We start from the raw sequence: 13821 nt of genomic DNA, 5'->3' as shown, positions 1-13821 counted from the left end.
CCGGGTCGCGGCGGCACGATGGAAGAGCGGGTCGGGTCCCGGGCAGGTCGCCTCCCGGGCAGGGTCGCCTCCCGCACTGGAAGTGATCCCACGGCGCAGCGATCCGCGACCAGGGACCGGGCGGGCGGCTGGGTCCTGCCGGTCGCGCTGCCGGTTCGGGCCCTCGGCTTCGCCCGCCGCCACTGCGCGTCCCGTCGCGGCCGGCCCTGACCGGTGGGCACGGCCCCCGTCCCGGGAGGCACCATGACCGCTTCGGCCGTACGGCCCTTCGACCCCTCGCGGGTGGCCCATCTGTCGGGGCGCTTCGCCCCCGTCACGGAAGAGGTGGACGAGACCTGTCTGGCGGTCGAGGGCGAACTGCCCGGCGACCTGGACGGCGTCTATCTGCGCAACGGCCCCAATCCGCGGTTCACCCCGATCGGCTCGTACCTGTACCCGGTCGACGGCGACGGCATGTTGCACGGCGTCCGCTTCGAGCAGGGCCGCGCCCGGTACCGCAACCGCTTCGTGCGCACCCCCGCCCTGCTCGCCGAGGAGAAGGCGGGCCGCGCCCTGTGGGGTGGCATCGAGTCGCTGATCATGCCCGGCCCGGACGAGGTGGGTCCGCAGCTCGCCCACACCCTCAAGGACCTGCCGGACATCAACGTGGTCCGCCATGCCGACCGGCTGCTGGCGCTCGCCGAGTCCGCGTGCCCGTACCGCATGACGCCGGAGCTGGAGACGATCGGCAAGGAGACCTTCGACGGAGCCCTGCCCGCCGGTATCACCGCGCACCCGAAGATCGACCCGCTCTCCGGAGAGATGGCGGTCTTCTGCTACGCGCTGGAGCCGCCGTATCTGACCTGGTCCCTGATCGCGGCGAGCGGTGCGGTCGTCCGGGGGCCCACGCCCGTCGACGGGCTCGACGAGCCGATGATGATCCACGACATGGCGCTCACGGCCCGCTACCTGGTGCTGGTCCTCGCCCCGGTCTTCTTCGACCTCTCCGCGGCACTGAGCGGCGGCTCCCTGATCGACTGGCGTCCCGAGGCGGGCACCCGGGTGGCGCTGATCCCACGGGACGGCTCACCGGTGCGCTGGGCCCAGGACGACGCCTTCTGGCTGTGGCACACCGTGAACGCCTACGACGCGGAGGGCGACGGCCCGGTGGTGCTCCAGTACGTGCAGTGGTCGCGGCTGTCCCTCGGCGCCCAGGCGGAAGGGGAGGCCAACCGGAGCCATCTGATGAGCGCCGTGATCGACCCGGCCACGGGCCGGATGCGCCGTACGCCCCTGGACGACGCACGCATCGAGTTCCCGCGCATCGACGACCGCCGGATCGGCCGCCGGCATCGTCGGGTGGCCGTGGCCGCGGACAGCGGACGGACCCCTGGGCTGCTGCCGGGGGAGTTCGACGCGCTGCGCTGGTACGACACCGGGGACGCGGCCGTGCCGTCCCGGACATGGCAGGGCGGGGATCTCTCCGTGGGCGAACCGGCGTTCGCGCCCTCCCCCGGCCGCGCCGACGACCGGGAGGGCTACTGGCTGGCCTTCGCCACCGACCGCACGGACACGAGCAGTTGGCTGCTCGTCTTCCCGGCGGAGGATCCCGTCACCGGACCACTCGCGCGCGTGCGGATCCCCGTGCGGGTCCCCCTCGGTCTGCACGGGACGTGGCTGCCCACGCAGGAGTGAGCAGGAATGAGGAAGGGAGCGGCCTCATGCATCACGACGAGCTGATCGGAAAGGTGCAGGTGCTGGCCCAGCTGCCCGACCGGAGGTCGGCGGAGCGGACGACGCACGCCGTGGTGAGCACGCTGGCGGAACGGCTGCCGTCCGGGCTCGCCCGCCATGTGGCCGCTCAGCTGCCGCCGGACCTGGCGGCGGCCATGCGGCAGGCGGCGGACGCCTCGGCCGGCGCCGACGCGGGCACCTCGGGTGAGGTGTTCGGGCTGACCGTGTTCGCCGGACGGATCGCCGACCGGGCCGGCACCGACGAGGACGCGGCCCTGCGCGACGCCGCTGCCGTACTGGAGGTCCTGGACGCGGCCCTCGCCCCGGAGCTGACCGAGCGGATCGACGCGGCGCTGCCCGCGGACATCCGGGAGCTGCTGCCCATGGAGCGCGCCGTCGAGAGCGGCGGGGAGAGGGGCTGAGGCCCGCCGGTCGTCCGCCCGGCAGCGATGTTCCCGCGACCGCGCGTTGCACGGTCCCCTCGCGCGGCTTGCGCTTACCGTTCTGTAGATGTGACCGGCAGTCAAGATCCGGTTGCGGAGCGGAGGCGTAGGGCGTGGTGGGCGGTGCGGGGCGGCGGTCGGGACGAGGTCGCCGGGCAGGCGGAGCAGTGCCGGGCAGCCGGCCGGCGCACTCCGTGCGGCTGCCGGGAGTCGCCCGTTCCGAGCCGGACACCCTGGTGGCCGTGCGCACGGTGCCGTGGCTGCGAGTCGCCGCAGCCTACTCCTGGCGACTCATCCTCGTCGGCATCGTCGTCTACGGCGTCTTCACCGTCCTCGGCCGCTTCCAGCTCGTCGCCGTCGCCCTGTTCCTCGCCCTGGTCGTCACCTCGGTGCTGCGTCCCCTCACCGATCTCCTCAACCGTGTCCTGCCCAGGCCGCTGAGCGTCGCCGTCGCCGTCGTCGGCAGCCTGCTGCTCCTGCTGGCCCTGCTCGCGCTCGTCGGCAATGCGGTGGCGGGCGAGTCGGCCAAGCTCGCGAGCGAGTTCCGCGGCGGCGTCCACCGGATCGAGGAGTGGCTGCAGCGTCCGCCGTTCCGGCTCAGTCCCGTGCGGCTCGCCGATCTGCAGGGTCAGGTGACGGACTACATCTCCGGGCACCGGGGAAGTCTGCTCAGCAGCGCCCTCTCGGGGCTGGGCCGCGTCGTCGAGCTGATCACCGGCGGCGCGCTCGCCCTCTTCGCGTCCGTCTTCTTCATCCACTCCGGCGAGCGCATGTGGGGCTGGGCGCGCGACCAGCTGCTGCCGAGCGGCGCCCGGCCGGCCTGGGACCGGGTGGGGCGTGCGGCCTGGCGGACGTTCGCCGGGTACACGCGCGGGATCATCATCGTGGCGGCCACCAATGCCGTGCTCGTCGGCATCGCCCTGTTCGTCCTGCAGGTGCCGCTCGCGTTGCCGCTGACTCTGCTGGAGTTCTTCGCGGCGTTCGTGCCGCTGGTGGGCTCGCCGGTGGCGCTCGGGGTGGCCACGGTGGTCGCCCTGGCCGGGCGGGGTCCGCTCACGGCCGCTGCGGTGCTGGTGCTCATCGTGGTGATCGGCCAGCTCGAAGGTCATGTGCTGCACCCGCTGGTGATGAGCTGGGCGGTCCGGCTGCACCCGCTGGTCGTGGCGGTGTCCGTCATCGCGGGCAGCATCGTCGCGGGGGTGATCGGAGCCGTCGTGGCCGTCCCGTTCATCTCGGTGGTCTGGTCGGTGCTGCGCGCGCTGCGGACGGTGCCGCCGTAGAGGGCGGCCTGCCGAGTGTGAAGAAGCGCGGCGCCATCGGCTCACCGCGTGACTGAAGGGTCCTGACGACGATGCCTCCCCGGAAGACGCGCTCCCCTCCCTGTCCCGTGTCAGTCGACTGCGGCATCGGCCACGACCGCCCGGATGTCCGCCGTGTTCTGTGTGTCGGATGCGTCCGTGGTGACGGCGAGGAGGAACGCGGTGCGTGTGCCGTCGACCGTCACCAGGGTCATCTGAAGGCGGGCGGCGCCGTCGTCGTCGTTCCGGATCCGCAGGACGGCCGTGTGGGCGGGCCGGCCGTCCAGCTCCGTGGCGTGCGATTCCTCCAGGGTTGCCGGCTGGTCGGGGAAGAAGAACTCCGCGTTGGAGCGGGCGGCGCTCTCGGCCGCCCGGCGCAGGTTCGCGCGCGGCACGGCCTGCCCGGCCCGGCCGGCCAGCACGGTGGCGCCCCCCGACGAGTTGCCGCGGGAGGTCCTGCTCATCTGCGAGGAGAAGGCGTCGATCAGGTGCTTGTCCTTGGCCGCGTCGTGCTTCCAGCCCTCCGGCACGGCGTAGGAGAGTCCGGCGCGCGTGTCGGTGACCCGGGGGCGGCCCGCCAGCGGGTCGTCGCCCTCACCCTTGGTCCACCAGACGGCGGCCAGCGCGCACGCGGCGACGAGAAGCAGGGCCACCGTGCCGACCAGCAGCCGACGGCGCGGCCGCTTCGGCGTGGGCTGCGGGGCGGGGACGGGGTACACGGGCCGGCTGATCGGCGAGGGCGTTGTCATGCCCTCAGCTTTCATCAGTTCCGGAGGGTGGCGCCTGAGTCGTCGTACTCATCCGCCGTGCCTCGTTCGCCTACGTCTCCTGCGGTTCCCGGATCCCGAACACCGCCGGTTCCACGGTGAGGATCCCGTCGGTCAACGGCCGGCAGCGCACTCCCCCGCCGCCGCGCAGCGCCCGCCAGGAGCCTTCGGTGTCGCCCCAGCGTGCCAGTTCTCTGGCCTCCTTGACCGCGTGCCCGAAGCGGCCCGGCGAGGTGTACTCGTAGGTGCGCTGCCGGATCTGCTCCAGGACGTCCTTGGCCCGCTCCCTGTCCGTCGCGTAGTCCTCGGTCACAGGGCCGAACACAAAGGCGTCGTCGCTCCGGCGTTCGCGCAGGTGGGCGCGCACCTTCAGGGGCAGCACCTCGCCCGCGTACAGCGGATCGCCCATGCGCGGGTCCACCGGCACCCAGCCCCGTCCGCCGTCGAGCAGCGCCCGGAGCTGTGCGGACAGCAGGGCGGCCCGCGGTCTGCCCAGCTCCCCCGCCTCGCCGAGGAAGACGAGCGCCGCGTCCAACTCGCCTCTCAGACAGGCCGGTCGGACCTCCTCCACCTTGGCGTCGAGTTCCTGCGTCACGGCGTTCTCAAAGTCGGAGTGACCACCGCCCAGGCGGTAGAACTCTTTGTACATTTCCTCCATGAACACGCGGAACGAGTCGTACCGTTCCGGCCGTTCACCGCCCCAGCCGTGATTCACGTACACCGCCCACTCCCCGCCGGCGCGCATATCGCCCGGGTCGAGCAGTACATCCGTCAGGTCCGAGAGTCGAGCGACAGCTGCAGCGCCCGGCCCCGCATGCCGGCCAGGAGCACCTCCTCCGCGGGCGGGTCTTCGTCGAGATACTCCTCGTACATCGACTGCTGGTCGTACGGATCTCCGTATGGCCCGATGTGCTCCGCCCCCGCCAGCAAACAGACGAAGCCACCCGCATGGCGCCAACCGTCCGTCGTCTCGAGGAAGGAGCGCAAGGACGGCGTAACAGCACCTCTGTGCCGAGTCCTTCACCCGATCCTCCTGCGCCGCCATCCGTGCGGGACCGGCCGGGGCGAATCCCAGTCATCGGTTCCGCACGATGTCCGCGTCCAGCTCCTGGAGTTCCTCCGGCTCCTTCGCGGCCGGCGCGTCCAGCCATTCTTCGCTCCACCGCTTGAGCAGCGGCCCCCACGAAGTGCCCCATGCGCGCCATCATGGCACCGGCCACTGACAGTGGATCAGGGTCGCACGGGTGAGCTCGTGCCCCGGACACGGGTTCGCCCTGGCGGAACCGCGTGAGTTCTGCCAGGGCGAGCCGGACCGCCGGGTCAACGGGTGAAGGTGACCCGGTGTTCCTTCAGCGTGCCGCAGTTGGAGCCGGACACCTGCACGTACACGTTGCTGATGTTGCCGCCCCAGTCGACGCAGTGGCCCTTGCCGTAGACGTAGGTCGGCCCCGCGTACGACGTGTACTGCCCGTAGTCCTCGTCACCCTGATCGGTGTCGGAGACGTAGATCCATGCGGACATGGCCACGGCGGTACCCGGGTTGTTGCGGATGGTCGCGACGCAGTTCTTGCCGTTCGCGGAGTTGTACGTCAGGTAGACGCTGCCCAGCGAGCCGACCGGCGCCGAGTTCACGGTCTTGTAGCCGCTTCCGCAGACCTTTTGCGGTGTGGTGTTGGCCGCGGCCGAGGCGGGCGCCGCCAAGGCGGTCGTGGTCCCCACCGACAGAGCCGCCAGTGCGGTGGCAGCCAGGGCGGAACGGATGAATCTCATATTTCCCCCTTGAGATCCTTGAAGGTAGTTGCTCCTGGCTTGTGTGACCCGTGAGGCAACCACATGGTTGTGCCCCACTTCGCATGAGGTGTCGCGGCCCGGGGCACGGGCTCGCCCCCCGCACGGAAGAGGAGGTCCGCGCGGCGCAGCAGCGAGAGCAACTGGCCGCCGGAGAGGGCGCCGGACATCACCTTCCGCCTGCCGCCCTCGTCGAGCCCGACATAGTGCGCATCCTCCCCCTCGCCCGGCAGCCGTCCCGGGGCACGGATCGCTCCGACCAGCACGGGCTCCGTCGCGGCCGGGTCGATCACCTGTACCTCGTGCCCGAGTCCGACGAGCCCTCACCTGCGGCAGATCCTCCCTGAGCCGCGCGACGGTACGCCGAACGGATCAGTCGACGGCTTCACCGGCTGACCGGGCACGAAGGGCACGCCCACCTGCACAGGTCACAGCAGGCGCTGCTCCGCCCACATGAAGACGAGGCCGGTGAGCCCGGTGCCGATGCCGTAGCAGGTCCCGCGCAGGAGGTGCGCCAGCGCGGTACGCCGGCGTCGGGCGAACCATGCCCGGGCCGACGTCCGCCGGTTCTTGCCTGCCGGGGGCAGGCAGGGGCCAGGGTTCATGCAAGACGTCCCTTTCAGACGGTGTCGTGGCGGGAGTCCGCCCGGTCGGTGGCGTCGGAACCGGCGGCCGGGACGGGACTCCTCCTGCGTTCGGGGCCCGGTTCAGCGGCCCGCAGTGAACTCCTGCAGACGAGCGACCAGTTGGCGGTCGGGCCGGGCGACGATGACGGAGGAGCCGGGCGTGCGCGCCGCGAGGCGGTCGACTTCGTTCTCCAGGCCGCCGGTGGGGGGCAGCGCGCGGGAGCCGTTGGTGCGGACGTAGCGGGCGAAGAGCTCCAGCCCCTCTATGAACGCCGCATCCGGCGGAGCGGAGTCGGTCATGGAGTGAGTGAGCTGGTGGAACCAGTGCCAGGACCGCTTGGACTCACCGACGGCAAGGTGGTGCAGGTGCAGGCAGTAGGCGGCAGCGCGGCTGCCGGCGCCCGCCGCGAGCTGCCACCAGAACTGGGCGGACTCCGGATGCCCCGTCAGGTGGAGCAGGCAGGCGAACACAAGGGCGCCGTCGACGTCCATGCGGTCTTCCGTCAGCGGTCCGCGGTCGGGGTCTTCGGCGATCTTGGCGACATGGTCAGCGGCGGCCGGTTCGTTCAGCACCCACCGGCACACCACGCCCAGGCGCTGGCCCGCCTGGGCGGCACGGGCGATCTCCAGGGTGGGAGTGCGGCGGGAGGCGTCGGCGGCGAGGCGCCGCAGGCCCGCGGCGACGTCGAAGCGGCGCGGCCCGGTCACGGGCACCCTGGCTTCGGCCAGCAGGGTGTCGAGGGTGGTGGTCACGGTCCTTCTCTCCTCTGCTTGGGCTTCTTGCGTTCGTCGGGCAGGCCCAGCTTGATGCGCAGGCGTTCCTTGCCGCGGCGGAGGTGGTGGCCGACGGTGCGTTCGTCGATGCCCACGTACCAGGCGACTTTGGAGGTGGGGTAGCCGAGGATGTAGCGCAGCACGATCACCTCGAACTGCCGGTTGGGCAGTTCCGCGATCGCCTCGTACAGGCCGCTGCTGGACTCCATCTTCTGCAGCTTGTCCCGGGCCGTGGCCAGGGCCTTGTTCATCGCCTGGGCGATGGGCCCGTTGATGACGAAGGCCGGCGCGCGCCCCTCCAGATCGAGGCGGTCGTGCACGGCTCGTCGGACGATCGCCCAGGCGCCCTGCTCGAGGTTGCCCGCGCTCAGCAGTTCGGTCCAGCCGGCATGGATCTGCAGGAACACCTCGTGTATGACCTCTTCGGACGCCTCGCGCGTACCGAAGTGGACTTCGGCGTAGGCGTGGAACACCTCCTGGTGACCGAGGTAGAAGGCCTCGAAGTCCAGCGGCAGGTCCAGCGGCAGGTACAGGGACTGCGACAGCCCGGCACCCTGGGCATGGGGCGGAGGTCCCTCCAGGGCGTCGTCGTAACTCACGCGGGCCTCCCGTCGGCAAGGCACATGCGCAGGCTTCCTCTCCATTGAGGGTCGACTGGGACCGGCGCCAACTCATGTGCGCCGACGGCCCGTTGGGCCTGACACCTACCTAAGTGATTCAGCGGACGGATCACTCATGGCCGTCGCGGAAAAATCACCGAGCGTCCCGGCACAACGGCACCGTGCACTCTTCAACAAGCACCGCTAGTCACCCTCAGTAGTGCGCTGACCAGGCCTGACCCGATCGAGGGAACTGACGAACAGTTCTGCGCATCCCTGTCGTGTTCTGCGTCACACCAGCTCCGCGACCCGGCATGCGCCCCGCGCAGGCTTCTTCTGCACACCCCTGAGCATCACGAAGAGTGACTCCATCACTGGATCGACGGCATTGAATATTTCCATATTCTGGAATAGAAATTCCGTCTAGCGATAAGTTACGCTCCGCCCCTCGATCACAGCAGCGGTCATCAACACGAGGGGGAAGCATGCGCGAAAGTCGCGTGGCGCTCGTCACCGGTTCGTCGTCCGGGATCGGAGCCGCCGTGGCCCGGCGGCTGGCCACGGAGGGCATCCGGATCGTCGTCAACTCCGCGCGGAGCGCCACCGCGGGCATGGAACTCGCGGCCGGGCTGCCCGAAGCGGTGTATGTGCAGGGGGATGTCGCCGACCCGGACGACGCCCGGCGGATCGTGCAGGGCGCGATCGACGCGTACGGCCGGCTCGACATCCTGGTGAACAACGCGGGCACGACCCGATTCATCCCGCTGGAGAACCTGGACGCGGCGGATGTCACAGCCTGGCGGGAGATCTTCGACGTCAACGTCTTCGGGGTCTGGCAACTGACCACGGCCGCCGTCCCGCACCTCCAGCGGTCGGAGGCGGCCTCGATCGTCAACATCTCGTCGGTCTCGGCCACCCGGGCCCTGGGCAGCTCGGTCCCCTACGCCGTCAGCAAGGCCGCCCTCAACCACATGACGCGGCTGCTCGCCTCCCAACTCGGCCCGCGCATCCGCGTCAACGCGGTCGCTCCCGGACTCATCGAGACGCCCTGGTACGACGGCGCCGACGAGACGTGGAACCACTCCGTGGAGTGGATCACCGCCAACACGCCTCTGCGCCGCGTCGGTTCACCGGCGGACGTGGCCGAGGCCGTCCACTACCTCACCACCGCCGCGTACACGACCGGTGATGTGCTGACCGTGGACGGGGGCCGGCACATCGTCTGATCCACTGCGGGCTGACCCCGGCCGAGTAGCGGCGACGCGAGCCTGAGTACGTGCGCTCAGGCCCTGCCCGTCGGCGCCTCCTACCGTGGCCTCCAGTGAGCGTACGAGGGCACAGGGGGCAGCCATGAGCAGCGGTGTGTACGGAGCGAACGTCACCGGTCCGGGACGGTGGCCCACCGCGTACCTGGTCGTGGTCGGTCTGCTGGCCGGGGGCGGCGCTCTCCTGAACGCGCTCGCCTTCTACATCTCGATCTTCGCAACGGACGACTGCTCCTCGCAGAACCCGGCGTTCCGCTGCACGGGCGCGGGTCTGCTGACCATGTGGGGACTCCCGTGGGCGGGACTGGCGTGCTCGGTGGGGGCCGCGCTCGCCGCGGCTGCGTGGTGGCGCGGGGGCCGGGTGTGGTGCGGGCTGCCGATCGGGGCGCTCGTGTACGCGGCCGGGCTGGCGGGGACGTGGCGGGTGATGACGTCGTGACCGGAGTCGCACGGCACCTGAAGGCTGTCCGGCGCCGCAGCACTTCGCCTCGCTAACGGAATACCGGACCGGCCGCGACCCAGCTGTTCCTGTTCGGCGGTGCCCTGCCGATCCGCGGCGTGCGCTGGGCCGGGCCGCTGCGTCAGCGTGGCGTCAGCGCTCCCTGCCACTGTTGTTCCCGTGAACGGCACGGGAGACCGGGCCGGGAGCGAGGAGAGGTGCCCGGAGTGGCTTATCGGGGACCGACGAGTACGCCTCACGGTCGGGCCTCAGGGCCCACGCAGGTTCAAATCCTGCCCTCTCCGCCTGACTTCCGCGGTTCGTCACCCGGTGGCGAGGCCCTTCAGCTTGTCCACCGAGCCGTTGAACCTGTCGTGGTCCCCGACCGTCGGACCCGAGGACGTGTACTGCCACATGGTGTACGAGGACCAGCCCGACGGCAGCGTCCCCGCCGCCGAGGCGTACCGGGCGACCCAGAGCGGGTTGGTCGCACCGAAGCCCGCGTAGTCGCCGGTGCACTGGGTCCACCAGCTGGTGGCCGTGTAGATGACGGCGTTGCGGCCGGTGCGGGACTTGTAGCGGTCCAGGAAGTCGCGGATCCAGGTGACCATGGCGCTCTTGGACTTGCCGTAGCAGTCGTCGCCGTACGGGTTCCACTCGATGTCGAGCGCGCCGGGCAGCGTCTTGCCGTCGTTGGACCAGCCGCCGCCGTGGTCGACGAAGTAGTCGGCCTGGGCGGCACCGCCCGTGGTGTCCGGCGTCGCGAAGTGGTAGGCGCCGCGGATCATGCCGATGTCGTAGGAGCCGTTGTACTGCTGGGTGAAGCTGGAGTTCTTGTAGTACGTGCCCTCCGTCCCCTTCGTGTACGCCCACCTGACGCCGCTTCCCCACAGCGTCGACCAGGCGACGTTGCCCTGGTAGCTGGCGACGTCCACACCTTCGGTCTGGGTCACCCGGTGAACCGAATCGGACTCGAGGGGGGTGGCGTCCACGCCGTCGTGGGTGAGCACACCGATGCCCATGTAGGCGCTGCCGCGCCTGGGCAGGGACCGGGAGTCGGCCGGCGAGGGCGCGGCCGCGGGGATCGACAGGGTCAGCAGGAGGCCGGTCAGGGCGCCGGTGACGAACCGGCGCGAGCGGCGGCGGTGAAGCGGTATATGGCTTGTCACGCAATCCATCTGACCCGCAGCCGGTCCGTCCCGCACTCCGGATTCCACCCAACTACGCCAATTCGGCCCGGTATATACGCCAGGTGAGTGGCTCGGCAGTCATGTCGACATGGTTGTGGGCGGCACCGGGAAAGGTGCCGCCCACGACCGGCCGGTCCGGGTCAGCCGTCGATGCGGTGCTGGGTCCAGAAGGAGGTCAGGTCCGTGCTCGTGGCGGCCTGGGCGGCCGCCTTGAACTCGGCCGTGGTCGAGACGCCGTACCAGTGAGCGGCCGCGTAGTCCTTGAGCAGCTTGGCCATGGCGGTGTCGCCGAGGACGCGCCGCAGATCGTGCAGGGCGCACTTGCCGTAGCCGTAGACCACGGTGGAGTAGCGGGACGAGTGGGCGTCCCAGTAGGCCATCGAGTTGGTGATCTTCTCGGCGCTGGAGGCCCAGGAGACGCTGCTCCAGCAGTTGCTGCCGGTCTTGCCGAGAGCCAGGTCGGTGGCGTAGTCGGTGAACGCCTCGTCCAGCCACGGGCTGGTGTACTCGTCGTCGCCGACGATGCCGTACCACCACTGGTGGCCGATCTCGTGGGTGAGCGCCGTGGTACTGACCAGGTCGAGGACGAAGCCGGGGTACTCCATGCCGCCGAACCAGTAGTTGTTGTCGATGACCGCGTCCAGCTCGCCGTAGGGGTAGGCGCCGAAGCGTGCCGCGTGGGCGTCGACGGCGGTCCTGGCGGTGCTGAGCATCGACTGGGCACTGGAGGAGCTGATGCCCGAGACGGAGTAGATGTTCACGGGAACGCCGCCCGCCGAGGCGCCTGAGATCTTGCTGAAGGGGCCGGCGGCCCAGGCGAAGTCACGGACCTTGGACGCGGTGGCGGTGGTCACCGTGCGACCGCTGGAGCCGGGGGTGTCGGTGGAGGTGCCGGTGGCCGGGACCAGCAGGCTGTTGGGGTGGTCGAGGGTGACCTTGAAGTCGGCGGCCAGGGAGTAGAAGGACTCGCCGTTGTTGGTGTACGGGTCCAGGTGCCAGCCGGCGCTGTCGCGGACCGCGAGGACGGGCAGGGCGTTGCCGATGAAGCTGAAGGCTCCGTCGTGGCCGAACCGGTCGGCGCCGCTGGGCACGGTGATGCCGAGGTCGAAGCCGATGGTGGCGGTCTGCCCCTGGTTCAGCGGTGCCGGCAGGGTGATCTTCAGGGCGGTGCAGTTCACGGAGGGTGCGCCCGCGGTGCCGCCGGTGACGTTGGTGACCGTGATGGGCATCTCCGAGCAAGTGCCGTGGTAGTTGTCCCACAGCCTCAGGTACACCTCACTGAGCGCGGTGGCGGAGGTGTTGGTGAAGGACGCGCTCTCGTGCCCGTTCCAGACGGTGCCGCTCGTGTCGCTGCTGAGGCTGACCGTGTAGGAGGGCGCGGCCGGGGTGCGGGTCGAGTCCGTCGGGGGCGGGGTGGTGCCGCCGGAGGTGTCCAGGGCGATGTCGTCCAGGACGAAGTCCGTCCGGAGGCTGGAGTCCTCGGTTCCCGTGAAGGTGAGGTTCACGGTCTGGCCCGCGAACGACGACACGTCGAACGACTTCTGCACGTAGCCGGTGTTCTCGTCGAGGTTCGAGTACGTCGCCAGCGTGGTGCTGCCGATCTTGGCCGTCAGCTTGTCGTACGCGGTGGACGAGGTCGTCTCGTCGGTGTCGATGTGCAGCCAGAAGGTGAGGGTGGCGGTGCTGCACCCGCTCGGGATCGTGACGCTCTGGGCGAGCGTGTCGGTGTGGGTGCTGCCGACTCCGTTCAGCCAGGCGAAGGAGGAGCCGCCGTGGGCGCTCTGGCCGGTGCGGCTGGTGATCACGCTCGACGAGGACTGGGTCCAGGGCGAGGTGCCGCTTTCGAAGCCGCCGTTGGTGACCGCCTGCGCCGGAGTGCAGGCGGCGGCCACCGGTTCCTGGGCGGGCTGGGCGGCGGCGGGGGTGACGGGGAGGGAGAGGGCGGCCAGCGCGGCGACGGTGAGGACACCGGCACCGAGGGCCTTGTGGGGGGTCGATCTCACACGCTACTCCTTTGCGGCGGCCGGGATTCCGGCCTGCTCGACGGCCGCCCGGCCGGCTGGGGTGCGCCGGGGCGGCCCTGGGGTGGGGTTGCGCGATCGCTGTGCGGGTGGTGCGCCGCGCCCTCATGGGGTCAGGGCGAGGACTGCCGAAAGAGTGACAGATTTGACCGGGGCATGCCAGAAGGTCAGGGGAAGTGGGTGACTGGGCTCCTGATGGCGCAACAGCGGACGGTGGATCAGCGGGTGTCCAGGACCATGAACACCCCCCGCAGGCGGCTGCCGTCCGGCGCCGGCCAGCCGCTCGCGACATGGCCGGTCACGGGCTGCGCGGGCAGCGGCGGGTTCTCGGGGACGGGCCTCAGGACGCGGTGGACGTGGAGCGTCGTGCCGTGCGGCGCGGCGAGGTGCGTGCCCCGCTCGTCGTCGGTCGGCTCGGGGGCGAGGTCCTGGAGGGTGAAGGGCTCGCCCGTGTAGGAACGGGTCACCTCCGGGTCGGGGGTGTCCGAGATTGTCTGGGCCATGGCCTGCGCCCGGCCCTCGATCAGCGACAGCAACGCGGTGACCAGCACCGGGTCGTGGCAGCCGTCGTAGGCCCAGCGCCGGCCCAGCACGCCGTGCTCCATGGTGCCGACCAGTGCGTGCTCCGCCCCGGGCAGCGGCGCACCGCGGTAGCTGAGCGGGATCAGGTAGGCGGTCGGCTCGGCGGCGGAGGTGTCCGTGGCCACCATGATCTCGATCCCGACCTCGCCCGCGGGGTCGTCCAGCCGGAAGCCGCCGGACTTCGTCAGCACGGGGGCGTGCGCACCGCCGCGGTACCACGGCCGCGTGGGCAGCCAGTCCGCGAGAAGTTCCACCTTGGTCGGCTTGAGGGTGGTGTGGTGGATGATGGCCATGCCGGTGGCTCTCTTCCGTCGTG

At 70.7% G+C, this 13821-nt stretch carries 15 protein-coding genes and 1 pseudogene; 6 read left to right on the top strand and 10 right to left on the bottom strand.

What is annotated here, in order from left to right:
- Window positions 1–243: 243 nt before the first annotated feature.
- The 3 genes from ABZ471_RS12580 (at window position 244) to ABZ471_RS12570 (ending at window position 3436) form a co-directional block, all read left to right on the top strand.
- The gene (locus ABZ471_RS12580) at window positions 244–1674 is read left to right on the top strand and encodes a carotenoid oxygenase family protein (protein WP_359065403.1); all 1431 of its coding nucleotides are present in this window, start codon (window positions 244–246) and stop codon (window positions 1672–1674) included.
- Window positions 1675–1700: 26 nt separating this feature from the next.
- Entirely contained in the window at window positions 1701–2135 is a 435-nt protein-coding gene (locus tag ABZ471_RS12575) for a DUF2267 domain-containing protein (RefSeq protein WP_359065401.1), read from the top strand.
- Between the two features lie 188 nt (window positions 2136–2323).
- The gene (locus ABZ471_RS12570) at window positions 2324–3436 is read left to right on the top strand and encodes an AI-2E family transporter (protein WP_359065399.1); all 1113 of its coding nucleotides are present in this window, start codon (window positions 2324–2326) and stop codon (window positions 3434–3436) included.
- A 110-nt stretch (window positions 3437–3546) separates the two neighbouring features.
- Here ABZ471_RS12570 and ABZ471_RS12565 read toward each other — a convergent pair whose 3' ends face one another.
- From ABZ471_RS12565 to ABZ471_RS12535, 7 genes are all read right to left on the bottom strand, one after another.
- Complete coding sequence (locus tag ABZ471_RS12565; RefSeq protein ID WP_359065397.1) at window positions 3547–4203, bottom strand: hypothetical protein; 657 nt, start codon at window positions 4201–4203, stop codon at window positions 3547–3549.
- Between the two features lie 70 nt (window positions 4204–4273).
- Window positions 4274–4942: a hypothetical protein gene (locus tag ABZ471_RS12560; protein ID WP_359065395.1), complete on the bottom strand. Its 669-nt coding sequence runs from the start codon at window positions 4940–4942 to the stop codon at window positions 4274–4276.
- Between the two features lie 50 nt (window positions 4943–4992).
- Window positions 4993–5208 (bottom strand): hypothetical protein, encoded by a 216-nt coding sequence (locus ABZ471_RS12555; protein ID WP_359065393.1) that lies wholly within the window; start codon window positions 5206–5208, stop codon window positions 4993–4995.
- Window positions 5209–5541: 333 nt separating this feature from the next.
- The gene (locus ABZ471_RS12550; protein WP_359065391.1) at window positions 5542–5991 is read right to left on the bottom strand and encodes a spore-associated protein; all 450 of its coding nucleotides are present in this window, start codon (window positions 5989–5991) and stop codon (window positions 5542–5544) included.
- 446 nt (window positions 5992–6437) lie between these two features.
- Entirely contained in the window at window positions 6438–6614 is a 177-nt protein-coding gene (locus ABZ471_RS12545; RefSeq protein WP_359065389.1) for a hypothetical protein, read from the bottom strand.
- Between the two features lie 102 nt (window positions 6615–6716).
- The gene (locus ABZ471_RS12540) at window positions 6717–7388 is read right to left on the bottom strand and encodes a hypothetical protein (RefSeq protein ID WP_359065387.1); all 672 of its coding nucleotides are present in this window, start codon (window positions 7386–7388) and stop codon (window positions 6717–6719) included.
- A complete protein-coding gene (locus tag ABZ471_RS12535) occupies window positions 7385–8008 on the bottom strand; it encodes a sigma-70 family RNA polymerase sigma factor (RefSeq protein WP_359065385.1) in 624 nt (207 codons plus the stop codon). The genes ABZ471_RS12540 and ABZ471_RS12535 overlap by 4 nt, the downstream gene beginning before the upstream one ends.
- Before the next feature lie 485 nt (window positions 8009–8493).
- Between ABZ471_RS12535 and ABZ471_RS12530 the strand changes: the two genes are divergently transcribed.
- The 3 genes and pseudogenes from ABZ471_RS12530 (at window position 8494) to ABZ471_RS12520 (ending at window position 10017) form a co-directional block, all read left to right on the top strand.
- Window positions 8494–9234 (top strand): SDR family oxidoreductase, encoded by a 741-nt coding sequence (locus ABZ471_RS12530; protein ID WP_359065383.1) that lies wholly within the window; start codon window positions 8494–8496, stop codon window positions 9232–9234.
- Window positions 9235–9358: 124 nt separating this feature from the next.
- Window positions 9359–9712: a hypothetical protein gene (locus tag ABZ471_RS12525; RefSeq protein WP_359065381.1), complete on the top strand. Its 354-nt coding sequence runs from the start codon at window positions 9359–9361 to the stop codon at window positions 9710–9712.
- 212 nt (window positions 9713–9924) lie between these two features.
- Window positions 9925–10017, top strand: a pseudogene (locus ABZ471_RS12520).
- A gap of 18 nt (window positions 10018–10035) precedes the next feature.
- Here the strand turns inward: ABZ471_RS12520 and ABZ471_RS12515 are convergent.
- The 3 genes from ABZ471_RS12515 to ABZ471_RS12505 form a co-directional block, all read right to left on the bottom strand.
- Window positions 10036–10890: a lysozyme gene (locus ABZ471_RS12515; protein WP_359065379.1), complete on the bottom strand. Its 855-nt coding sequence runs from the start codon at window positions 10888–10890 to the stop codon at window positions 10036–10038.
- A 152-nt stretch (window positions 10891–11042) separates the two neighbouring features.
- Entirely contained in the window at window positions 11043–12905 is a 1863-nt protein-coding gene (locus ABZ471_RS12510; RefSeq protein ID WP_359065377.1) for a M1 family aminopeptidase, read from the bottom strand.
- 236 nt (window positions 12906–13141) lie between these two features.
- A complete protein-coding gene (locus tag ABZ471_RS12505; protein ID WP_359065375.1) occupies window positions 13142–13798 on the bottom strand; it encodes a 1,4-alpha-glucan branching protein in 657 nt (218 codons plus the stop codon).
- Window positions 13799–13821: the final 23 nt, after the last annotated feature.

This window comes from Streptomyces sp. NPDC005728, assembly GCF_040630895.1.
Lineage (GTDB): Bacteria > Actinomycetota > Actinomycetes > Streptomycetales > Streptomycetaceae > Streptomyces.
The sequence above is the reverse complement of the archived record's forward strand: the minus strand, read 5'-3'. Positions and strand labels throughout refer to the sequence as shown.